The sequence below is a fragment of the Mycolicibacter kumamotonensis genome (assembly GCF_002086285.1).
GTDB classification, from domain to species: domain Bacteria; phylum Actinomycetota; class Actinomycetes; order Mycobacteriales; family Mycobacteriaceae; genus Mycobacterium; species Mycobacterium kumamotonense.
The window spans coordinates 35,693-57,597 of sequence record NZ_MVHU01000018.1; the positions used below are offsets into that span (position 1 = coordinate 35,693).

A 21,905-nucleotide genomic window follows, 5' to 3' on the forward strand; every position below is an offset into this window, starting at 1 on the left:
ATGTTCTCCTTCAGTCTCCGAATACCTTGCGTGCCACGGCCTTCGCCCGCCGGGTCACGCGCAGGTAGTTGTCCAGGAATTCACCGCCGTCACCGCCGGGCCAGCCGGCGGCCACCGCGACCGCGTTGAGCGCCCGCCCCGGCCCGGGCAGCTGATCGGTGGGTTTGCCGCGAACCAACACCAGGGCGTTGCGCGCACGCGTTGCGGTCAGCCAGGCCTGCCGCAGCCGATCCACGTCGTCTTCCCCGAGTAGGCCGGCATCGGCGATGGCATCCAGGGTTTCCAGCGTCGAGGTGTTGTGCAGCGCCGGAAACCGGTGTGCGTGACGCAGCTGCAGCAGCTGCACGGTCCACTCGATGTCGGCCAGCCCGCCCCGGCCCAGCTTGGTGTGGGTGTTGGGGTCCGCTCCCCGCGGCAGCCGCTCGGCGTCGACACGCGCCTTGACCCGGCGGATCTCCCGCACCGCCTCGGCGGACACCCCGCCGGCCGGGTACCGGGTGTGGTCGACCATCAGCAGGAACCGTTGGCCCAGATCCGCATCGCCGGCGACCCAGTGCGCCCGCAGCAGCGCCTGGATCTCCCACGGCTGCGCCCACTGGTCGTAATAGGCCTCGTAGGAGGCCAGGGTGCGCACCGGCGGGCCGTTGCGGCCCTCCGGGCGCAGGTTGATGTCGACCTGCAGCGGGGGGTCGACGCTGGCGGTGCCCAGCAGGGCCCGCACCTGTTCGGCGATCGTCGTCGCCCAGCGCACCGCGTCGGTGTCGCTGACTCCGTCGGCCGCCTCGCAGACGAACATCACGTCGGCGTCCGAGCCGTAACCGAGTTCGCGCCCGCCGAGCCGGCCCATGCCGATGACGGCGATGCGCGCCGGAGCCGACTCACCGTCGTCGTCCGGCAGGTTGACCCGGATGATCGCGTCCAGGCTGGCCTGCAGCACCGCCACCCACACCGCGGTCAGCGCCTTGCAGACGTCGCGGACATCGAGCATGCCGAGCAGGTCCGCCGAGGCGATCCGGGCCAGTTCGTAGCGCCGCAGGCTGCGGGCGGCGGCGATCGCGCGGACCGGGTCGGAGTAGCGGGCCGCCGAGGCGATCAGCGCCCGCGCCACCGCCTCCGGCTCGGAGTCGAGCAGTTTGGGCCCGGACGGGCCGTCACCATAGGCCTGGATGACATCGGGGGCCCGCATCAACAGTTCCGGGATGTAGGCCGAGGTGCCCAGCACCCGCATCAGCCGCTTGGCGACCGCGCTGCTGTCGCGCAGCGTCCTCAAATACCAGCGCTGCATGGCCAACGCCTCACTGAGCCGGCGGTAGGCCAGCAGACCGGCGTCGGGGTTGGGCGTGTCCGACAGCCAGTACAGCAGCTTGGGCAGCAACACCGTCTGCACCCGGCCGCGGCGGCCGCTCTGGTTGGTCAGCGCCGCCAGATGCGTCAGGGCGTTCTGCGGCGCCTCGTAGCCCAGCGCGGCCAGCTGGCGTTCGGCGGCGCCGGGCGTCAGGCCGCCAGCCAGCTCCAGGCCTGCGGGGCCGACCGCTTCCAGCAGCGGCTGATAGAACAGCTTGGCGTGCAGCCGCGACACCCGCAGGTTCTGGGCCTTGAGCTCCTCGCGCAGCACCCCCAGCGCGTCGTGGCGGCCGTCCGGCCGGATGTGGGCGGCCCGGGCCAGCCAGCGCAACGCCTCGTCGTCATCGGGCGGCGGCAGCATGTGGGTGCGCTTGAGCCGTTGTAGCTGCAGCCTGTGTTCGAGCAGCCGGAGGAATTCATACGACGCGGTCAGAGTCGCCGAATCCTCCCGGCCGATGTAGCCGCCGGCGCCCAGTGCGGCCAGGGCGTCGACGGTCGATGCCACGTGCAATGACTCGTCGCTGCGGCCGTGAACCAGCTGCAGCAGCTGCACGGCGAACTCCACGTCGCGCAGCCCTCCGGCGCCGAGCTTGATCTCGCGGGCCCGGATCTCGGCGGGCACCAACTGCTCCACCCGGCGGCGCATCGCCTGCACGTCGGTGACGAAATCCTCGCGCTCACAAGCGGTCCAGACCATGGGCAGCAGCGCGTCGACATAGGCTCGGCCCAGTTCGGCGTCACCGGCGGCGGGACGCGCCTTGAGCAGCGCCTGAAACTCCCAGGTCTTGGCCCACCGCTGGTAGTAGGCGATATGTGACTCCAGGGTCCGCACCAGCGCACCGTGCCGGCCCTCCGGCCGCAGCCCGGCATCCACTTCGAAGAACGCCTCACCGGCCACGCGCATCAGCTCGCCGGCGACGCGGCTGCTCACCGAATCGGCTTCCTCGGCGACGAAGATGACATCGACATCGCTGACGTAATTCAGTTCCCGCGCACCGCATTTGCCCATCGCGATAATCGCCAGGCGCGGCACGGCGGCGGTGTCGTCGGCACCGCACACCGTCTGCTCGGCCAATTGCAGCGCAGCCGCCAGCGCGGCGTCGGCCAGGTCGGCCAGGTGCGCCCCGACGGTCACGAAGGGAAGTTCCGGCAGACTCTCGACGGTCGGCGCCAGATCCAGCGCCGCCAGCACCAGCAGCCGGTCGCGGTACAGCGCCCGCAACCGCTCGACGTAGGCACCGTCGGTCGTCTCGGCGATGCACTCGGCGAACATGGCGCGCAGCGTTTCCGCCGACGGCAGGGTGAGCGTGTAACCGTCGGAGTCCGCCGGACTCGCCAGCAGTTTCCAGGACTGCGGGTGGCTGATGAGGTGGTCCCCCAGTGCCAGTGAGGATCCCACCACCCCGAACAGCCGCCCGCGCAGGCCTCGATCGGACATCAGCGCCGCACTCAGTTCGGCCCAATCGATTCCCGGCGTCTCAGAGAGCCGGACCAGGGTGCGCAGCGCGAGGTCGGCGTCGGGTGCTCGCGACAGCGCCCAGAGCACATCGACATGCCGTTGGGAGTAGGAGCTGTACCAACCCAGCTGGGTCAGTTCCGCCGCGGCGTATCTGTCGACCAGACCCAGCCGCCCGACGCTGGGCAGTTTGCGGCGCTGCGCTCCGGGGTAGGCCACGACCGTCGCGGATTAGAGCGCCAGGTAGTTTTGCAGCTCGTAGGGGGTCACGTGGCTGCGATAGTTCGCCCACTCCTGTCGCTTGTTGCGCAAGAAGAAATCGAAAACCTGCTCCCCCAACGCTTCTGCGACCAGCTCGGAGTTCTCCATCTCGCTCAGCGCGCGCTCTAAGGTGCCGGGAAGTTCCCGGTAGCCCATCGCCCGGCGCTCCTCGGGAGTCAACGCCCAGACGTTGTCCTCGGCCTCCGGGCCGAGCTCGTAGCCCTTCTCGACGCCGCGCAGGCCGGCGGCCAGCAGCACGGCGAACGTCAGGTAGGGGTTGCACGCCGAGTCCGGGCTGCGCACCTCGACGCGACGCGACGACGTCTTGTGCGGGCTGTACATCGGCACCCGCACCAGCGCCGAGCGGTTGGACGCACCCCAGGACGCCGCGGTGGGCGCTTCCCCGCCGTGGATCAGCCGCTTGTAGGAGTTGACCCACTGGTTGGTGACGGCACTGATCTCGTTGGCGTGCTCGAGGATTCCGGCGATGAACGACTTGGCGGTCTTGGACAGCTGCAAGGGGTCGTCGGGGCTGTGGAAGGCGTTGACCTCCCCCTCGAACAGGCTCATGTGGGTGTGCATGGCCGAGCCGGGGTACTCCCGGAACGGCTTGGGCATGAACGACGCCCGCACTCCTTCTTTGAGCGCGATCTCCTTGATCAGGTAGCGGAAGGTCATCACGTTGTCGGCCATCGACAGCGCGTCGGCGTAGCGCAGGTCGATCTCCTGCTGGCCCGGGGCGTTTTCGTGGTGGCTGTACTCCACCGAGATGCCCATGGTTTCCAGCGCGTCGATGGCGTGCCGGCGGAAGTTGGCGGCCGACCCGTGGATCGCCTGGTCGAAGTAGCCGGCGTCATCGGCCGGGACCGGTGTCGTCCCGTCGTAGGGGCCGGGCTCGAGCAGGAAGAACTCGATCTCGGGGTGCACGTAGCAGGCGAAGCCCAGCTCTCCGGCCTTGGCCAGTTGGCGGCGCAGCACGTGCCGCGACGATGCCCAGGCCGGGGAGCCGTCGGGCATGGTGATGTCGCAGAACATCCGCGCCGAGTACTGCCGGCCGTTATCCGACGTCCACGGCAGCAGCTGGAAGGTGGACGGGTCGGGATGGGCGACCATGTCCGATTCGAAGACCCGGGCGAAGCCCTCAATCGCCGAGCCGTCGAAGCCCACGCCCTCTTCGAAGGCGCCCTCGAGCTCCGCCGGGGCGATCGCTACCGACTTCAGATATCCGAGGACATCGGTGAACCAGAGCCGGACGAAGCGGATGTCGCGTTCCTCCAGCGTGCGGAGCACGAACTCCTTCTGACGGTCCATACCGCGAAGCGTAGCAGCGCTCAGCACTTCGCATCGTCTGGCGGCAATGTGCCGTCGACCAGGTAACGCGTGGCGTGACCGTCGACGCATTCGTTGCCCTGGAACACCACCGTGTGCTGAGTTCCGTTGAACGTCAGCAGTCCGCCCCGCAGCTGCTTGGCCAGGTCGACACCGGCCTGATACGGGGTCGCGGGATCCCGGGTGGTGGACACCACCATCGTCGGCGGCAGGTCGGGCACCGAGATGGTGTGCGGCTCGGTGGTCGGCGGCACCGGCCAGAACGCGCAGGTGCTCAGCGGCGCGTCACCGGTGAACTTTCCGTAACTCATGAACGGCGCCAGCTCACGCGAACGCCGGTCTTCGTCGATCACCTTGGCGCGGTCGGTGACCGGCGGCTGGTCGACACAGTTGACGGCCACCCGGGCGTCGGTGGCGTTGGTGTAGTGACCGTTGGCGTCGCGGCGCATGTACAGATCCGCCAGCCCCAGCATGATGTCGCCGCGTCCGTCGGCCAGATCCGACAGGCCGTCGTTGAGGTGCGTCCAGAACGTCGGCGAATACAGCGCCATGATGGTGCCGACAATCGCGTCGCTGTAGCTCAGCCCGCGCGGGTCCTTGGTCCTGGCGGGCTTGTCCACCAGCGGGTCGACCAGGCTGTGGTAGACGTCGACGGCCTTGTCCGGGTCGGTGCCCAACGGGCATTCCGGTTCCTTGGCGCAGTCCGCCGCGAAGTCGTCGAACGCGCCCTGGAAGGCCTGCGCCTGGCGCAGGTCCTCCTCGATGGGGTCGGCGTTGGGGTCGACGGCGCCGTCGAGGATCATCGCGCGGACGTTCTGCGGGTAGGCCTCGGCGTAGGCCGCGCCGATCCGGGTGCCGTAGGAGTAGCCCAGATAGGTCAGCTTGTCGTCGCCCAGCCCGGCCCGGATCGCGTCGAGGTCGCGGGCGACGTTGACGGTGCCGACGTTGGCCAAGAACTCCTTGCCGGTCTTCTCCAGGCAGCGTGCGACGTATTCCTTGGTCTCGTTCTCGATGCGCTCCACGCCCGCGGGGCTGTAATCGACCTGGTTGAGGGCCCGCAGCCGGTCGTTCTCCTTGTCGGAGTTGCACCAGACCGCCGGCCGTGACGACGCCACCCCGCGCGGGTCGAATCCGACCAGGTCGAACCGCTCGCGGACCTTGCGCGGCAGGGTGGAGACCAGGCCGACCGCGGTTTCGATGCCGGACTCCCCCGGCCCGCCCGGATTGATCACCAGGGAGCCGATCTTGTCCTTGGTGGCCGGGAAGCGGATCATCGCCAGCCGGGCGACGTCGCCCTGCAGCTTGGAGTAGTCGACCGGCACCGCGATGAAGCCGCATTGGGCGTCGGCGGGCACCTTGATGTTGGTGTCGGCGGTGAACCGGCACTTGTCCCACTGGACCGGCTGTCCGAGCCGCGGCGCGGCCAGCACCGCATGGCCCGGAGTCATCCGGGTGCAACTGCCGACCGTCAGGACCACCACCGCGAATGCGAGGCAGGTCAGGGTGGTGCGCACGATCCTGTCGCGGCGGGTCGGCGGGGTCATGACACCACATGCTGCCATGCACAGCTGGGCACACCCCGACATCAGGGCGCTCAGCGCGTGGCGTCGGGCCGTTCCTGCTGCCAGCGCGCCCCCGGGTGGGCGATCCGGGTGGGAGGGTGTGAGGAAATCCACTGCACCTGGTGGTTCAGCTGTTCGGCCGCAGGTGGCACACTGGCTGATGTCAGACGACCCGGGGACCCGGCTAAGGGCTTCGAGGATCGACCCGACCATTCAAGGGACAACGATGTCTGAGCATGTTTATGGCGCTCCCAGCGATTCGAAGCCCGAAACCGCCCGCATAGCTCCTCAGACCCGCGTTCATCATCTGCAGCAGATGAAGGCCGAGGGCCGCAAGTGGGCGATGCTGACGGCCTACGACTACTCCACTGCCCGCATCTTCGACGACGCTGGCATCCCGGTGCTGCTGGTCGGCGACTCGGCGGCCAACGTGGTCTATGGCTATGACAGCACGGTTCCGATCTCCATCGATGAGCTGATCCCGCTGGTGCGCGCGGTGGTGCGCGGTGCCCCGCATGCGCTGGTGGTCGCCGACCTGCCGTTCGGCTCCTATGAGGGCGGCCCGGCGGCGGCACTAGCCACCGCCACCCGGTTCATGAAGGAGGGCGGCGCGCACGCGGTCAAGCTGGAGGGCGGCGAGCGGGTGGCCGACCAGATCGCGATGCTGACCGCGGCCGGTATCCCGGTGATGGCGCACATCGGGTTCACCCCGCAGAGCGTCAACACCCTGGGCGGTTTCCGGGTGCAGGGCCGTGGTGACGCCGCCGAGCAGACCATTCACGACGCGATCGCGGTGGCCGAGGCGGGAGCGTTCGCAGTGGTGATGGAGATGGTGCCGGCCGAGCTGGCCACCCAGATCACCGGCAAGCTGACCATTCCCACCGTCGGGATCGGCGCCGGCCCCAACTGCGACGCCCAGGTTCTGGTGTGGCAGGACATGGCCGGGATGACCACCGGCAAGACCGCCCGGTTCGTCAAGCGCTTCGGCGAGGTGGGGGCTGAATTGCGCCGCGCCGCAGAGCAGTACGCCGCCGAGGTGGCGGCGGGCACCTTCCCCGCCGAAGAGCACTGCTTCTAGAGCGCGCGTTCTGGTAACACCTGCTTCCCCCCGTCCGGACGGTCCGGATGTGACAGGCTAAACGCCGTGTCTGCAACCGCCCCGAGCACCTCTCGGTTTCGCGAGGTGGAGCGCAAGTTCGACGTTGACGCGTCGGCGATTTCACCGTCCTTCGAAGGCATCGCCGGGGTGGCCCACGTTCAGCTGTTGCCGGCGCATGACCTTGCGGCCGTGTACTTCGACACCCCCGGGCACGACTTGGCGGCCCGGCGGATCACCTTGCGTCGGCGCACGGGCGGTCCCGACGCCGGCTGGCACCTGAAGCTTCCTGCCGGGCCGGCGGCGCGCACCGAGGTGCGTGCACCGCTGGGCCCGGAAATTCCCGACGAACTGCTCGACGTGGTGTTGGCGATCGTGCGGGATCGGCCGCTGGAACCCGTGGCACGAATCCAGACCGCCCGCAGTGTGGTGGTGTTGCGCGACGACCGGGGTGGGGTGCTGGCCGAGTTCTGTGACGATCAGGTCAGCGCGTCGGTCGAAGACCCGCAGGGCCTTCAAGCCGAACAGCACTGGCGGGAGTGGGAACTGGAACTGGGCTGCGGGGACCTCAAGCTGCTGGACCGGCTGAGCAACCGGCTGCTCGACACCGGCGCCAGGCCGGCCGGCCACGGCTCCAAACTGGCCAAGGTGCTCGGCGACCCGGCGGTGCCCCCGCACCCGACCGATCGCCTGCATCGGGCGCTGGCCAAGCAGATCGAGCAACTGCTGGTCGCCGACCGTGCGGTGCGCGCCGACGCCGACGACTCGGTTCATCAGATGCGGGTGACCATCCGGCGGATTCGCAGTCTGTTGCACGGCGAGGAGACGGCACACGCCGCGCTGCTGGGCGAACTACAGGAATTGGGTGCGGTGCTCGGTGTTGCCCGCGATGCCGAAGTCCTGGCCCAGCGCTATCAGCAGGCACTCGACGAGCTGGCGCCAGAGCTGGTCCGCGGGCCGGTGGGCGAACGGCTGGTGGGCGGTTCGCTGCGCCGCTATCAGACGGGGCGGCGCCGTATCCTGGCCGCGCTGCGCTCCCCCAGGTACTTCCGGCTGCTCGACGGCCTCGACGAGTTGGTCAGCGCCCCGGCGGCCGAGCGCTACGCCACGGTGGGCATCGCCTACCGGCGGTTGCGCAAGGCGGTGAAAGCCGCCAAGAAAGCCGCCGACCGCGACGCGGCGCTGCACCGGATCCGCAAGGCCGCCAAGCGGCTGCGCTACGCCGCCGCGGCCGCGAACAAGAAGAAGATCGCCAAGCGGGCGAAGACGATTCAGACCGTGCTCGGCGACCACCAGGACAGCGTGGTCAGCCGGGCGCATCTGGTTGTGCAGGCGGATGCCGCGGCGGCCGCCGGCGAGGACACCTTCACCTACGGGCTGCTGTATGCCCGGGAGGCCGACCTGGCTGCGCGGAGCCGGACTGCGTTGCGGCCCGCACTGCGCAGGCTCAAGCGGGTGATGTGGCCGAAACTGGAACCACCCCAGCCGAGGATCGGCGACGGTCTTCCTTTGCGGGGCAGCTAATCAGCGGCGGATGTGCCCGCCAGTGCGTCCAGTAACCGATCGATGAACCGGTCGGCGTGGCCCCGAATGCCGCCGTTGGAGTGTTGGGAGGTGTCGACCGCGGTCGGGCCTCCCGACGCGAAGCGCACCACCACCGCACGCCGGTAGGTCCGCTCCCCGAACGCGTCCGCCGAACCATAGGTGCTGACCTCGACCCCGATGACTTGGCTCAGCGGCCGGATCACCGCAGCCAGTTCCTGCTCCTCAGCAGCGTCTGCGATGTAGTCCAGTTGCCCGACCACCTGCTTGTCGATCCACACCAGACGGCACTGCTGATCCGGAAGGTTCTCACGGGCGAAACCGTCGACCGGCCAACGCCTCACCAGCCGGCCGATCTGCTCCACCACAATCCGGGGCGGGCGCGACCAGTCCGGGAACACGTCCCTGGCGATCTGCCGAAGACGTTCTTCGCTCGTCATGGACGACAAATTAATCCCCATTTGCCCCGAGTGCGCCGCGGCGTGGCGGTGATCACCTCGCGGGCCTCGTTTCACACGCAGCGCGCCAGTGCCGCCCGGTGCGTGGGCGGGCGAGTTGGCCTGTAAGCCGGATTCTGTTCCGCACCGCGATGCGATGCGGCGGCGACCATCCATCTGGGCACACCGTCGCCGGGTACCTCAAGCGGCCTACCCGCAGGCTTGAGCGAGCAGCCCTCAGGCGCCTGCGCGACCGCACCGAGATGCGGCCTTCTTGGCCTTGCTTCGGGTGGGGTTTACCGAGCCGTCCCGGTCACCCGGGGCGCTGGTGCGCTCTTACCGCACCGTTTCACCCTTACCACCTGACGGTGGCGGTCTGTTTTCTGTGGCACTTTCCCGCGAGTCACCTCGGATTGCTGTTAGCAATCACCCTGCTCTGTGAAGTCCGGACTTTCCTCGACCCGCTCACGCGAGCCGCGGCCGCCCGGCCAACTCGTCCGCGCTGTTCACGGTACTACGCGAGGCGCTGCGACGCCTCAGCGCCGGCCGTAAACGGCGACCACGACGGTCCGGTCCAGCGTGCTCTCCGATCACACCCCGATGGCGTTGTTGGCGCAGTCGGACATGATCGCGAAATCGGCCGGGTCGTGGTACCAGCGGTTGAGGAGTTCCAGGCCGCTGATCGACAGGGCGGGGTTGATCGCGATGGTCTGGGCCACCGGGCCCGGAAAACCGGCGGCCTGGGCGCGGGTTTGCGGTGTGGAGCCGTCGGAGCCCCGGTCGCCGTCGAGGTCGCGGTGGCCCAGCACGTCGCGGGTGTGCCATTCGGCGGCCAGCCGTAGCCGGGGATCGGCCACCACGCCGGTGACACAACCCGCCTGACGCTGAATGGTGTACACGTTCGTCACGTTGCGGTCCGGCGGCGGCACCGCGCCGTCTGGTGTGAGCAGAATGAACGCGGAGGGCCGATGACGACGACACCGTGGCAGAAGCGGGTGGACGCCGGCGACTGGGACAGGATCGCCGCCGATCTCGACGAGTGCGGCGGCGCGTTGTTGCCGCGGCTGCTGACGGTGTCGGAGGCCGCGCGGTTGCGGCGGGTCTACCCCGACGACGCCCGTTTTCGCGCCACCGTCGACATGCAGCGTCATCGTTACGGCTCCGGGCAATACCGGTACTTCACGGCACCGGCACCGGACCCGGTCGATCACCTCAAGCGGGCGCTGTATCCGCACCTGCTGCCGATCGCCCGCGACTGGGCGGCCCGGCTGGGCCGGGAGGCCCCCTGGCCGGACGGCTTCGACGAATGGCTAGACCGCTGCCACCGGGCCGGACAGACCAAGACCACCGCGCTGATGCTGCGTTACGGCCCGGGCGACTGGAACGCACTGCATCGGGACCTCTACGGCGACTTGGTATTTCCGCTGCAGGTCGTCATCAACCTCAGCGATCCGGACACCGACTACACCGGCGGCGAGTTCCTGCTCGTCGAACAGCGGCCGCGAGCCCAATCCCGCGGCACCGCGATCCAGTTGCCGCACGGCCACGGCTATGTGTTCACCACCCGGGACCGGCCGGTGCGCTCCACCCGGGGATGGTCGACGGCTCCGGTGCGCCACGGCGTCTCGGCCATCCGCTCCGGTGAGCGTTACACGCTGGGACTGATCTTTCACGACGCCGCTTGAAAGACGCCGCGTGAAAGACGCCGCTTACCCGGTTCGGCGCAGCAGGATCACATTGTCGATCCACGTCGCCGGCTGTCCGTCGCGTCCGGTGTCCTGGCGACGTGATTGTTCGGCGCGGATCCGCTCCCAGTTTCCGGGCTCGAGGTTCAACGACGCCAAGACTTCGTCGACACCGGCGAAATGATGGTCGCGGGCGTGCTCTTCGGCGCCCGGCGGCGGCGCCCCGTGGTCGACGATCAGCAGCCGCCCGCCCACCGCCACGGCGGCTGCGGCGCGACGCAGCACCGTCTCGCGGTCCAGCCGTGCCGGGGAGTGCAGAAACTGAGCCGACACCAGATCGAACCGGCCGTCGGGGAAGCTGGTGGACAGATCGTGGCGCTCGAAGCGGATGCGGAACAACACATCCCGTTGGGCGGCGGCGGCCCGGGCCCGATCCAACGCATTGGCCGAGACGTCGACGGCGAGCACCTCCCAGCCGTCCTCGGCCAGCCAGATGGCGTCGGCGCCCTCACCGCAGCCCAGGTCCAGCGCCCGGCCCGGCGCCAGATCGGCGGTGACCTCGGCAAGCTGGGCGTTGACCCGGCCGCTCCATACCCGCTCGTCCCCGCCGTAGAACTGTTCCCAGAACTCCCGGGCATCCTGCACCGACTCGGTCATCGCCGGCCCCCCGCGGTCGCCAGCCCGGGCAGCGGCAGCCCGTAGTCGTCGGCCGCCAGGCTCTGCACCACCGCCGCGGCGGCCCGAGAGCCCGCCGCGATCGCGGCGGCGACCTGCGGCATCTCCCCGGTCAGATCCCCGGCGGCGAACACCCCGGAAATCGAGGTGCGGCACAGTGGGTCCACCCCGACCGGGTCTTCGGCGCCGGGCCCGAGGCCGGTGATGTCCACGCCGAGTCGTGCGGCGAGCCGATCGCGCTGCCGCATGCCCGTCGCGACCAGCATGCCGCGGCGCGCAAGCCGGCTGCCGTCGGCGAACACCACCGCCGACAGCTCGCCGTCGTCGGAATCGAGCGCCGCTAGCGTCCGCTCGTCGACCTCGATGCCGGCAGCGGCCAGCCGGGCGCGCCCGGCGTCGTCGAGGTCGGCGGAACCGTCGCCGAGCACCACGATGTCGTCGGTCCAGCACCGCGACAACAGCGCCAGGTGTACCGCGCGCTCACCGCGGGCCAGCACCGCCAGCGGTTGATCGGCGATCTCCCAGCCGTGGCAGAACGGGCAGTGGAAGACCGAACGGCCCCACAGCTCGTCCACGCCGGGCAGCTCCGGCGGCAGGTAGGCCATCCCGGTGGCCAGCAGCACCCGGCGGGTCCGCTCGGTGGCGCCGTCGGCCAGGCGCACCGCAAAGGCCCCGTCCACCCCGGTGACGTCGGTCACCGCGCCCGAGCGGATCTGCACCCCGTAGGAGGCGAGTTCGCTGCGGCCGAGCGCATACAGTTCGGCCGGCGGGCGGCCGTCGTGGCCCAACAGGCCGCCGATTCCGGCTGCGGCCAGGTTGCTCTGCTCCCCCGCGTCGATCAGCAGCGTCTTGCGCCGGGCCCGGCCCAGCATCAGGCCGGCGCTGAGCCCGGCCGCACCGCCGCCCACCACCAGACAATCCCAGATTTCATCCATGACGCCGAGGGTGCCGCGGCCCCTGCACCGGTAGCAAGTTAATTTGCTATACAGGCAAATACGGGGTGTTCTTGCGGGCCGTCCGCCGCCGCATCGAGGCCGACTCCTAGCATCGGTTAACGGGTGTATCCGGTGTGGCCGCACGGCACCGGACGAGCAGCGAGAGATAAGGTCGCCTATGGGCAGGATCTACGACAACGTCACCGAACTGGTCGGGCATACGCCGCTCGTCCGCCTCAACCGGCTGACCGACGGCCTCGGCGCGGAGGTGGCGGCCAAGCTGGAGTTCTATAACCCGGCACACAGTGTCAAGGATCGAATAGGGGTTGCGATCATCGACGCCGCCGAGCGATCCGGTGAATTGCGGCCTGGCGGAACGATCGTCGAGGCGACCAGTGGCAATACCGGCATCGCGCTGGCGATGGTCGGCGCGGCGCGCGGCTACAAGGTGATCCTCACCATGCCGGACACGATGTCCACCGAACGCCGGGTGATGCTTCGCGCCTTCGGCGCCGAGATCGTGTTGACCCCCGGCGCCGAGGGCATGTCCGGCGCGGTGGCCAAGGCGAAGCAGATCATCGCCGACACCGACAACGCCGTCGCCGCCGATCAGTTCGCCAACCCGGCCAACCCGCAGATCCACTCGGCGACGACGGCCGAGGAGATCTGGTCGGATACCGGGGGCGCCGTCGACATCTTCGTCGCCGGCATCGGCACGGGGGGAACCCTGACCGGGGTGGGCCACGCCCTCAAGGCACGCAAGCCCGAGGTCAGCATCGTCGGCGTGGAGCCGAAAGACTCCGCGATTCTCAACGGCGGCGACCCGGGACCCCACAAACTCCAGGGTCTGGGGCCGAATTTCGTGCCCGAGGTGCTCGACCGGGACGTCTACGACGAGATCATCGACGTCGGCTTTGAGGACGCCATCCGCGTCGCCCGCGCGCTCGGCACCGACGAGGGCATCCTCGGCGGAATCTCGGCGGGTGCGAACGTCTGGGCCGCACTGGAACTGGGCAAGCGCCCGGAGAACGCCGGGAAGCTCATCGTGGTGATCATCCCGGACTTCGGCGAACGCTACATCTCGACACCGCTGTTCGAGCACATCCGGGAATGACCACGCCATGAGCCTGCTATCGGCGGTACGCGAGGACCTGCGCAACGCACGGGCGCACGACCCTGCCGCGCGTGGGGACCTCGAGAACGCGCTGGTCTATTCGGGTCTGCATGCCATCTGGTCGCACCGGGTGGCACACCGGCTTTGGCGCCGGCCGGCTCTGCGCGGTCTCGCCCGAGTGCTCTCGCAGTTCACCCGCCTGGTCACCGGGATCGAGATCCATCCGGGTGCGACCATCGGCCGGCGGTTCTTCATCGACCACGGATTCGGTGTCGTGATCGGTGAGACCACCGAGATCGGCGATGATGTGATGCTCTACCACGGCGTGACGCTGGGCGGCCGCTCACTGAACCGGGGCAAGCGCCATCCGACGGTCGGCGACCGGGTGACCATCGGCGCGGGCGCAAAAGTGCTCGGGCCGTTACGCATCGGCGACGATTCGGCTATCGGCGCCAACGCCGTCATCACCCGTGACGTGCCGGCGAATTCGATCGCCACCGGAATCCCGGCGGTGGTGCGCGCCCGCACCGCGAACCAGCGTGAGCCGGGCGTCGACCCGACGTCCTACATCGATCCCGCCATGTACATCTGACGTTGCGCGGTCCCGCCAGCACCTGGCAAGGTTAGTTGCCATGCAGGCAAACGTCGGGGAAAGCAGCGTTGATCTGCGGGTGCGGCGACGGCTGCGTGAGCTGCGCACGCAACAGGGCCTGACGTTGGAGGACGTGGCCACCCGCGCCGGTATCGACGTTTCCACGCTGAGCCGGCTGGAGTCCGGCAAGCGGCGCTTGGCCCTGGATCACCTGCCCCGGCTGGCCGAGGCCTTGTCGGTCAGCACCGACGAGTTGCTCCGCGCCCCCGAACACCCGGACCCGCGGGTACGGGGCAGCTCGCATACCCGCCACGGCATCACCTACTGGCCGCTGACCCGGCACGGGCCGGCGGGCGGTCTGCACGCCTTCAAGATCCGGGTCAGCGTGCGGCGCCGCCGCCCGGCCGAGTTACCGGTGCACGAGGGCCACGAGTGGATGTACCTGCTGTCCGGCCGCCTCCGGCTGGTGCTCGGCGAGGATGATTTCCTGATCGGCCCGGGCGAGGCCGTCGAGTTCTCCACCTGGACCCCGCACTGGTTCGGCGCGGTCGACGGCCCGGCCGAGGCGATCGTGATCTTCGGCACCCACGGCGAACGGGTGCACCTGCACGATTGAGGCCGCCTACAGGTAGGAGGTCTGGTTCACCAGCCGCACTGAGGCCGGCCCGTCACCGAAGAACTCGGCGATGCTCAACGACGCCAGATCCAGGTGCAGCCGGTAGAGGATCGCCGGGCCGGCGTCCAGCGCCAGGCGCAGCACGGTCTTGATCGGTGTCACGTGCGACACCACCAACACGGTGGTGCCGCTGTGTTCGGCGATGATCCGGTCGCGTGCCCGCAACACCCGCCGCTGCACCGCGTCGAAACTCTCCCCCTCCGGGGGCTGGGTGGAGGTGTCCTTGAGCCAGCGCCGGTGCAGCTCCGGGTCTCGGGCGGCCGCCTCGGCGAATGTCAGCCCCTCCCAGGCCCCGAAGTCGGTCTCGGTCAGGTCCTCATCGACCGTCACGTCCAGGCGCAGCAGCTTCGCCGCGGCGGTGGCCGTGTCAAAGCAGCGCTGCAGCGGCGAACTGATGACCGCGCCGATGCCGCCGCGCTGGGCGATGTAGCGGGCCGCCGCGTCGGCTTGCGCGCGGCCCATGTCGGTCAGCGGCGGGTTGCCCCGGCCGGAGTAGCGCCGGTGCACCGACAGTTCGGTCTGCCCGTGCCGCAACAGCAACAGTCGCGTGGGCGTTCCGGTTGCTCCCGTCCAGCCGGGTGCCGTCGGCGCCGCAGGCTTTCCGGGCCTTTCACCCTCCGATTCATCGGATTCACCCGAAGCCAGTTCCTGAACGGCCGGAGCGGCCGCGGCGTCCATCGCCTGATTCGCCAGGCGATCGGCATAAGAGTTCTTCTCCCGCGGAATCCAGCTGTAGCGGACGTGGTCGAACTTCGACGCCAACTCGCGGGCCTGCCGGTGCAGGGGAATCAGGTCGGGATGCTTGACCTTCCACCGGCCGGCCATCTGCTCGACGACCAGCTTCGAATCCATGAAGACCGCGACCTCCGCGGCGCCCAGCCGGGCCGCCTCGGTCAAACCGGCTACCAGGCCGCGGTATTCGGCCACGTTGTTGGTGGCCACACCGATCGACTCCATGGCTTCGGCCAGCACCTCGGCGCGATCCGCGGACCACACCACCGTTCCGTAGCCGGCCGGCCCCGGATTGCCGCGGGACCCGCCGTCGGCTTCGATAATGACCTTCATCGGCGGTGGACTACCCGAAGTCCTTGACCCGCAACAGGATCGCACTGCATTCCGGGCAGCGCAGCACCTCCTCCGGTGGAGCGGCCGAGATCCGCGCCAGCTCCCCGCGGTCGATCTCGATCCGGCAGGCCCCGCACTGGCCGCCCCGTAGCGGTCCCGCACCGACCCCGGCGGAGGCCCGCTGACGTTCGTAGAGCGCCAGCAGCTCGCCGTCGATCGCCGCGGCCAGCTCGGCACGGCTGGCCGCGCGCTGCGCACGGGTGGTCTCGATCTCGGCCGATGTGGTGTCCAAACTCTGCTGGACCCGGGCCAAGTCGGCCGCCAGCCCGTCGATCACGGCCGACTCGGCGGTCGCCTGGGTCTGCAGTTGCTCACGCTGCTCCAGCAGCTCCAGCAGCGAGTCCTCCAGGCTGGCCTGCCGCCGCTGCAATGTCTCCAGCTCGTGCTGCAGGTCGACGACCTGCTTGGCGTTGGTCTGCCCCGAGTCCAGCAGGGTGCGGTCGCGATCCTCGCGCTGGCGCACCGCATCGATCTCCGACTCGAAGCGGGCCGCCTGGGCGTCCAGGTCCTCCAACGCCAGCTCCAGCGCGGCCAGCCGGTCGGAGGCGGCGGTGTGGTCGGCCTGGATGCGCTCGAGGTCTTGCTGCTCGGGAAGATGCCCGGCCCGATGCGCGATCCGCGCCAGCTCCGCATCGAGCTCCGACAATTCCAGAAGCGAACGTTGTTGTGCCACTTCAGCCTTCATCGCCGATCTCCTTCGAGCGCGAGGTTCCAGGGGTCGGTGCGCAGCGCGCTGACGCGCACCGGCAGGGCCGCACCGAAGTGCGAACGTAAGACGTCGGCGGCCTGCGCGCACCACGGGTATTCGCTGGCCCAGTGCGCCACGTCGACCAGCGCCACCGCCGAGCGGCGGGAGTGCTCGTCGGCCGGATGGTGACGCAGATCGGCGGTGACGTAGGCCTGGGCGTCGGCCCTGGCCGCCGCATCCAGCAGGGAGTCCCCGGCGCCGCCGCAGACCGCCACCCGCGACACCGGCAGATCGGGGTCCCCCGCCGCGCGCACCCCCCACGAGGTGGCCGGCAGTCCGGCGGCCACCCGGGCGACGAAAGCGCTCAGCGGCTCCGGCGCTGCCAAGGTGCCGATCCGGCCGATTCCGACACCGGCGGGCAGCGGCTGCAACGCGAAGACGTCGAACGCCGGCTCCTCGTAGGGGTGCGCGGCCAGCAGCGCCGCCCGGACCCGGGCGCGGGCGGATGCCGGAGCCACCACCTCGACGCGGTCCTCGGTGACGCGCTCCACCGCGCCCACCCGGCCGATCGTCGGCGCCGCGCCGTCACCGGGCAGGAACTGGCCGGTGCCGGTCACGCTCCAGCTGCACTGCGCATAGTCGCCGATGTGCCCGGCCCCGGCGGCGAACACCGCGGCCCGCACCGCATCGGCGTGTTCGACCGGCGTGTAGATCACCCACTTGTCGGTGTCGGGAGCCCGGGTCGCCGGTTCCAGCACGGCCTCCACGGTCAGCCCCAGCGCCTCAGCCAGCGCATCCGACACCCCGGGGGCGGCCGAGTCGGCGTTGGTGTGCGCGGTGAACAGGGCACGCCCGGAACGGATCAGCCGGTGTATCAGAGACCCCTTGGGCGTGCTCGCCGCCACGGTATCCACCCCGCGCAACAGCAGCGGATGATGGGCCAGCAGCAGGCCGCCTTCGGGAACCTCGTCGACGACCGCCGCGGTGGCGTCGACCGCGATCGTCACCGAACCCACCGCGTCGTCGGGGTCACCACAGACCAGCCCCACCGAATCCCAGGACTGGGCCAGTTCCGGCGGGTAGGCGGCATCGAGCACGTCGATGACATCAGCCAGCCGCACAGTCACACTCCAAGACAGTAGTGCGCCACCCGGCAGGCCCGCCGCGCACATCGGGGACAATGGGGCCGTGACCCGCACGACCACTGTCAGCGCCGAGCTGGTGATCTTCGACCTGGACGGCACCTTGACCGACTCCGCCGCCGGGATCGTCGCCAGCTTCCGCCACGCGCTGGAGCACATCGGCGCACCGGTGCCCGACGGTGACCTGGCCCAGCGGCTCGTCGGGCCCCCGATACATCACACCCTGGCCGGAATGGGCCTCGGCGAGCTGACCGACGCGGCGATCGCCGCCTACCGCGCCGACTACACCAGCCGCGGCTGGCTGATGAACACCATGTTCGACGGCGTCACCGCGCTGCTGGCCGACCTGCGGGCCGCCGGGGTCCGGTTGGCCGTGGCCACCTCCAAAGTCGAGCCGACCGCGCGCAAGATCCTGGCCCACTTCTCACTCGACGGGTTTTTCGAGGTGGTCGCCGGCGCCAGCGTCGACGGCACCCGGTCGGCGAAGTCCGCGGTGCTGGCCCATGCGCTCGAGCAACTGGCGCCGCTGCCGGCCCGGGTGCTGATGGTCGGCGACCGGCGTCACGACGTGGACGGCGCGGCGGCGCACGGGATCGACACCGTGCTGGTCGGCTGGGGTTACGGGCAGTCCGACTACCCGACCGGCGCAGCAGCCGACGACGGTCTTTTAGCCCGCGTGCAGACCATGGACGAACTGCGGGAGGTGCTCGGTGTCTGACCCGGCACTGCACGTCACGTTCGTCTGCACCGGCAACATCTGCCGCTCCCCGATGGCCGAGAAGATGTTCGCCCACCAGCTCGCCCAGCGCGGTCTGGGTGAGCTGGTGCGGGTCACCAGCGCCGGGACCGCGCACTGGCATATCGGCAAGGGCGCCGACGAGCGCACCAGCCGGGTGCTGCGCGACAACGGCTATCCGGTGGAACACTGCGCCGCGCAGGTCGGCGACGATCATCTGGCCGCCGATCTGGTGGTGGCGCTGGGGCGCAACCACGTCGGCTGGCTTCGCGAGCTCGGTGTACCGGCCGATCGGATCCGGATGCTGCGGTCCTTCGATCCGCGTTCGGGTGCGGCCGTTCCCGACGTCGACGATCCCTACTACGGCGGCCACGACGATTTCGTGCGGGCGTTCAGCGTCATCGCGGCCGCGCTTCCGGGCCTGCACGACTGGGTCGACGCACAATTGGCGTCCGGCGGGGGCGGCTGATGCGGCGGCTGGCCTTCCTGCTGCGCCCGAGCTGGCTGGCCCTGGCGGTGGTGGTGTTGGCCTTCGCCTATCTGTGCTTCACCGTGCTGGCGCCGTGGCAGTTGGGCAAGAACACCACCACGTCCCGCGCCAACAGCCAACTCGAACGGGCGTTGACCGCGCAACCCGTTCCGCTGACAACAGTGCTGCCGCACCAGGATTCGTCGGCACCGGATGAGCAATGGCGGCCGGTGACCGCCACCGGACACTACCTCGCCGAGGCGCAGGTGCTGGTCCGGTTGCGGTTGGTCGACGGTGCGCCTGCCGTCGAGGTCCTGACGCCGTTCGCGGTCCGCGGCGGGCCGACGGTGCTGGTCAATCGCGGCTATGTGCGCACCGACGACGGCGGCTCGCGGATGCCGCAGATTGCGCCGCCACCGGACGGGCAGGTCACCATCACGGCGCGGCTGCGGGATTCGCAGGAAGCCGTTCCGGGCAAGAATCCGTTCAGCGAGAACGGTTTCCGCCAGGTTTACTCGATCAACACCGAACAGGTCGCGGCGTTGACCAAAGTTCCGCTGACCGGCTCCTACCTGCAGCTGGTCGAGGACCAGCCGGGCGGGCTGGGACTGATCGCGCTGCCGCGCCGGGATGCCGGACCGTTCTTGTCCTACGGGATCCAGTGGATCGCGTTCGGCATCCTCGCCCCGATCGGGTTGGGCTACTTCGCCTACGCCGAAATGCGGGCGCGGCGCGCGGAGAAATCCGACGCCGGCGCCGACGCCGATCCCGATGAGCCGGCGCCGCCGATGACCGTCGAGCAAAAGCTCGCCGACCGGTACGGCCGGCGCCGCTGAGCACCGCGGCGCCTCGACAAACCGCCTCGAGTGCGGCATATCCGCCCCGGTATTCGGGCATACTCGCACCCATGGAGCAGCGCCGATGAGAAAGACCACCAGGATCGTCGACCTGCTGAATCCCGCCGCGATGCTGTTGCCGGCCGCCAACGTGATCATGCAACTATCGCTGCCCGGGGTCGGTTACGGGGTACAGGAAAGCCGGGTGGACAGCGGCAACGTCTACAAGCATCCGTTCAAGCGGGCCCGCACCACCGGCACCTACCTGGCGGTGGCCGCCATCGGCACCGACGACGACCGCGAGCTCTACCGCGCCGCCGTGGACACCGCACACCGGCAGGTTCGTTCCACGCCCGAAAGCCCGGTGCGTTACAACGCGTTCGACCCCAAGCTGCAACTATGGGTCGCGGCCTGCCTGTACCGCTACTTCGTCGACCAGCACGAGTTTCTGCACGGCCCGCTCGACGACGCGGCCGCCGACGCGATCTACGCCGACGCCAAGAAGCTGGGCACCACGTTGCAGGTGCCCGATGAGATGTGGCCGGCCGACCGCGAGGCGTTCGAAAAGTATTGGAAGCAGGCGCTGCACGAGCTGCGCATCGATCCTCCGGTGCGTGAACATCTGCGCGGGGTGGCGGCGATGGTGTTTTTGCCCTGGCCGCTACGGCTGGCCGGCCCGCTGAACCTGTTCGCGACGACGGGGTTCTTGCCCGCACAGTTCCGCGAGATGATGCAGCTGGACTGGTCGGCGGCCCAGCAGCGCCGGTTCGAATGGCTGCTGTCGGCGTTGCGCTTGGCCGACCGGCTCATCCCCCACCAGGCCTGGGTGCTGGGTTATCGGGCATATCTGTGGGACATGCGTTTTCGGGCACGTACCGGGATGCGCCTCGTCTAGCGCGTCGGCGCCGTGCCATCCTGGGCTGATGGTGAACATCTCGGGTGTGGGGATCTGGAGCGCGCCGCTGCGCTACGGCGATCAGGGCGAGGCCGCCGAGGCGGCCGCCGAGCTGGAGGAGTTGGGCTTCGGCACCCTGTGGATCCCCGATGTCGGCGGCCGGGTGTTCGACGCGGTCGGCAATCTGCTGGCCGCAACCCGGCAAGCGGTGATCGCCACCGGCATCTTGAATCTGTGGATGCACACTCCGGCCGACGTGGCCGCGTCATACGCATCGCTGACCGCGGCCCACGGCGACCGGTTCCTGCTGGGGATCGGTGTCAGCCACGCCCCGCTGATCGACTCCCGGGATCCCGGCCGCTACCGGCAGCCGCTGCAGGCGATGACAACGTTCCTCGACGGCCTCGACGCCGCGGAAACACCCGTTGCGGCCGACGCCCGGGTGCTGGCGGCGCTGGGCCCGAAGATGCTCGACCTGGCCGCTACCCGCAGCCGCGGCGCGCACCCCTATCTGACCACCCCCGAACACACCCGGTTCGCCCGCGAACAGCTGGGCGCGGGCCCGTTGCTGGCGCCCGAGCAGACCGCGATCCTGTGCTCCGGGCGCGACGAGGCCCGCGAGATCGGTACCGCCTGGCTGGCCTCGTACCTGGCGCTGCCCAACTACGCCAACAACCTGCTGCGCTCGGGATTCACCGCCGACGACATCGCCGACGTCAGCGACCGGCTGTTCGACGCACTCATCGCCTGGGGGAGCCCGGAGGCCGTCATCAAACGGATCACCGAGCACCGGGAGGCCGGGGCCGACCATGTCTGCGTGCAACTGCTCGACGCAGACCCGCGGGCCTTCCCGCGGGAGCAGTGGCGCCGGCTGGCCGCCGCGCTGAGTTGAACACCGGTCCCCGCAAGAAAACCGGGGCCGTCGGATCGGCTAGGCCGACAAGATGATCAGCAGGGCGAAGATCCCGATCAGCACGGCCAACCCCGCCCACAGCGTGGCCCGCCCCCCTGGTGTGGCCCTGGAGCGTCCTCCTGTCGGGGTCAGCTGCGGACTGGTCGTCGGCGGTACGCCCCATTTGCCGGTCGGCGCCGTGCCTGGGGTTTCAGGCGGCGGTGGCGGCGTGGGGTCCTCGTCCGGACTCGGGTAGGTGGTCATGGCCGGGTGCATTGACCGTCGGCGGCGATGTCAAACCCGGTTTCGCCTTTATGGTGGGCGCGGACGGTATCGAACCGCCGACCGCTGGTGTGTAAAACCAGAGCTCTACCACTGAGCTACGCGCCCCTGCCTCGGGCAGGTTACCCGGCAGAAC

At 69.7% G+C, this 21,905-nt stretch carries 21 protein-coding genes, 1 tRNA gene, 1 other RNA gene and 1 pseudogene; 11 read left to right on the plus strand and 13 right to left on the minus strand.

Features of this window, described 5'->3' with window-relative positions:
* Nucleotides 1-10 precede the first annotated feature (10 nt).
* From BST28_RS13180 to BST28_RS13190, 3 genes are read right to left on the minus strand one after another with little or no spacing between them, the layout of a single operon-like run.
* Nucleotides 11-3,019 carry a bifunctional [glutamine synthetase] adenylyltransferase/[glutamine synthetase]-adenylyl-L-tyrosine phosphorylase gene (locus tag BST28_RS13180; RefSeq protein WP_083081325.1) on the minus strand — a complete coding sequence of 1,003 codons (3,009 nt, stop codon included), beginning with the start codon at nt 3,017-3,019 and terminating at the stop codon, nt 11-13.
* Between the two features lie 12 nt (nt 3,020-3,031).
* The gene (gene glnA / locus BST28_RS13185; protein ID WP_065288745.1) at nt 3,032-4,372 is read right to left on the minus strand and encodes a type I glutamate--ammonia ligase; all 1,341 of its coding nucleotides are present in this window, start codon (nt 4,370-4,372) and stop codon (nt 3,032-3,034) included.
* Between the two features lie 20 nt (nt 4,373-4,392).
* Nucleotides 4,393-5,934 (minus strand): alpha/beta hydrolase, encoded by a 1,542-nt coding sequence (locus BST28_RS13190; RefSeq protein ID WP_083081327.1) that lies wholly within the window; start codon nt 5,932-5,934, stop codon nt 4,393-4,395.
* Nucleotides 5,935-6,178: 244 nt separating this feature from the next.
* Here BST28_RS13190 and panB point away from each other — a divergent pair, with 244 nt between their 5' ends.
* Nucleotides 6,179-7,030 carry a 3-methyl-2-oxobutanoate hydroxymethyltransferase gene (panB, locus tag BST28_RS13195; RefSeq protein ID WP_019735911.1) on the plus strand — a complete coding sequence of 284 codons (852 nt, stop codon included), beginning with the start codon at nt 6,179-6,181 and terminating at the stop codon, nt 7,028-7,030.
* 66 nt (nt 7,031-7,096) lie between these two features.
* Nucleotides 7,097-8,572: a CYTH and CHAD domain-containing protein gene (locus BST28_RS13200; RefSeq protein ID WP_083081330.1), complete on the plus strand. Its 1,476-nt coding sequence runs from the start codon at nt 7,097-7,099 to the stop codon at nt 8,570-8,572.
* On the opposite strand, the gene BST28_RS13205 is transcribed toward BST28_RS13200, so the two are convergent.
* The 3 genes and pseudogenes from BST28_RS13205 to BST28_RS13215 all read right to left on the minus strand — a co-directional run.
* A complete protein-coding gene (locus BST28_RS13205) occupies nt 8,569-9,030 on the minus strand; it encodes a hypothetical protein (RefSeq protein ID WP_165758083.1) in 462 nt (153 codons plus the stop codon). The genes BST28_RS13200 and BST28_RS13205 overlap by 4 nt on opposite strands.
* A 107-nt stretch (nt 9,031-9,137) precedes the next feature.
* An RNA gene (gene rnpB / locus BST28_RS13210) (RNase P RNA component class A) lies at nt 9,138-9,523 on the minus strand.
* A 97-nt stretch (nt 9,524-9,620) separates the two neighbouring features.
* Nucleotides 9,621-9,980: pseudogene (locus tag BST28_RS13215) on the minus strand (CAP domain-containing protein); the annotation flags it as partial.
* Nucleotides 9,981-9,995: 15 nt separating this feature from the next.
* Between BST28_RS13215 and BST28_RS13220 the strand changes: the two are divergent.
* A complete protein-coding gene (locus BST28_RS13220; protein WP_083081332.1) occupies nt 9,996-10,712 on the plus strand; it encodes a 2OG-Fe(II) oxygenase in 717 nt (238 codons plus the stop codon).
* A 24-nt stretch (nt 10,713-10,736) separates the two neighbouring features.
* Here the strand turns inward: BST28_RS13220 and BST28_RS13225 are convergent, their stop codons facing one another.
* Entirely contained in the window at nt 10,737-11,369 is a 633-nt protein-coding gene (locus BST28_RS13225; RefSeq protein WP_019735906.1) for a class I SAM-dependent methyltransferase, read from the minus strand.
* A complete protein-coding gene (locus tag BST28_RS13230; protein ID WP_019735905.1) occupies nt 11,366-12,322 on the minus strand; it encodes an NAD(P)/FAD-dependent oxidoreductase in 957 nt (318 codons plus the stop codon). Before BST28_RS13230 ends, BST28_RS13225 begins: the two co-directional genes overlap by 4 nt.
* A gap of 178 nt (nt 12,323-12,500) precedes the next feature.
* On the opposite strand from BST28_RS13230, the gene cysK reads away from it, so the two are divergent.
* The 3 genes from cysK to relB are packed head-to-tail and all read left to right on the plus strand — an operon-like array spanning nt 12,501 to nt 14,644.
* A complete protein-coding gene (cysK, locus tag BST28_RS13235) occupies nt 12,501-13,436 on the plus strand; it encodes a cysteine synthase A (protein ID WP_019735904.1) in 936 nt (311 codons plus the stop codon).
* Nucleotides 13,437-13,443: 7 nt separating this feature from the next.
* Complete coding sequence (gene epsC / locus BST28_RS13240) at nt 13,444-14,028, plus strand: serine O-acetyltransferase EpsC (RefSeq protein WP_019735903.1); 585 nt, start codon at nt 13,444-13,446, stop codon at nt 14,026-14,028.
* Between the two features lie 40 nt (nt 14,029-14,068).
* Complete coding sequence (gene relB, locus BST28_RS13245) at nt 14,069-14,644, plus strand: type II toxin-antitoxin system RelB family anti-toxin (RefSeq protein ID WP_083081334.1); 576 nt, start codon at nt 14,069-14,071, stop codon at nt 14,642-14,644.
* Nucleotides 14,645-14,650: 6 nt separating this feature from the next.
* Here the strand turns inward: relB and BST28_RS13250 are convergent, their stop codons facing one another.
* Genes BST28_RS13250 through BST28_RS13260 form a run of 3 tightly spaced genes read right to left on the minus strand, consistent with a single transcriptional unit; the run spans nt 14,651 to nt 17,644 of the window.
* On the minus strand, nt 14,651-15,769 hold the full coding sequence (locus tag BST28_RS13250) for a bifunctional RNase H/acid phosphatase (RefSeq protein WP_019735901.1): 1,119 nt from the start codon (nt 15,767-15,769) through the stop codon (nt 14,651-14,653).
* A 10-nt stretch (nt 15,770-15,779) separates the two neighbouring features.
* A complete protein-coding gene (locus BST28_RS13255) occupies nt 15,780-16,514 on the minus strand; it encodes a zinc ribbon domain-containing protein (protein ID WP_083081336.1) in 735 nt (244 codons plus the stop codon).
* On the minus strand, nt 16,511-17,644 hold the full coding sequence (locus BST28_RS13260) for a Nif3-like dinuclear metal center hexameric protein (protein WP_083081338.1): 1,134 nt from the start codon (nt 17,642-17,644) through the stop codon (nt 16,511-16,513). Before BST28_RS13260 ends, BST28_RS13255 begins: the two co-directional genes overlap by 4 nt.
* 61 nt (nt 17,645-17,705) lie before the next feature.
* Between BST28_RS13260 and BST28_RS13265 the strand changes: the two genes are divergently transcribed.
* The 5 genes from BST28_RS13265 (at nt 17,706) to BST28_RS13285 (ending at nt 21,487) form a co-directional block, all read left to right on the plus strand.
* Nucleotides 17,706-18,377, plus strand: coding sequence for an HAD-IA family hydrolase (locus BST28_RS13265; RefSeq protein WP_083081340.1), 672 nt, complete (start codon nt 17,706-17,708; stop codon nt 18,375-18,377).
* A complete protein-coding gene (locus BST28_RS13270; protein WP_065288764.1) occupies nt 18,370-18,864 on the plus strand; it encodes a low molecular weight protein-tyrosine-phosphatase in 495 nt (164 codons plus the stop codon). The genes BST28_RS13265 and BST28_RS13270 overlap by 8 nt, the downstream gene beginning before the upstream one ends.
* Nucleotides 18,864-19,700, plus strand: a complete 837-nt coding sequence (locus BST28_RS13275) for an SURF1 family cytochrome oxidase biogenesis protein (RefSeq protein WP_205634622.1) — start codon at nt 18,864-18,866, stop codon at nt 19,698-19,700. The genes BST28_RS13270 and BST28_RS13275 overlap by 1 nt, the downstream gene beginning before the upstream one ends.
* 85 nt (nt 19,701-19,785) lie before the next feature.
* Nucleotides 19,786-20,595 (plus strand): oxygenase MpaB family protein, encoded by an 810-nt coding sequence (locus BST28_RS13280; protein ID WP_019735895.1) that lies wholly within the window; start codon nt 19,786-19,788, stop codon nt 20,593-20,595.
* 31 nt (nt 20,596-20,626) lie between these two features.
* Nucleotides 20,627-21,487 carry an LLM class F420-dependent oxidoreductase gene (locus BST28_RS13285; RefSeq protein ID WP_029248959.1) on the plus strand — a complete coding sequence of 287 codons (861 nt, stop codon included), beginning with the start codon at nt 20,627-20,629 and terminating at the stop codon, nt 21,485-21,487.
* A gap of 39 nt (nt 21,488-21,526) precedes the next feature.
* On the opposite strand, the gene BST28_RS23685 is transcribed toward BST28_RS13285, so the two are convergent.
* Nucleotides 21,527-21,751, minus strand: coding sequence for a hypothetical protein (locus BST28_RS23685; RefSeq protein ID WP_131813844.1), 225 nt, complete (start codon nt 21,749-21,751; stop codon nt 21,527-21,529).
* A gap of 51 nt (nt 21,752-21,802) precedes the next feature.
* Nucleotides 21,803-21,877, minus strand: a tRNA-Val gene (locus BST28_RS13290).
* Between the last annotated feature and the right edge of the window lie 28 nt (nt 21,878-21,905).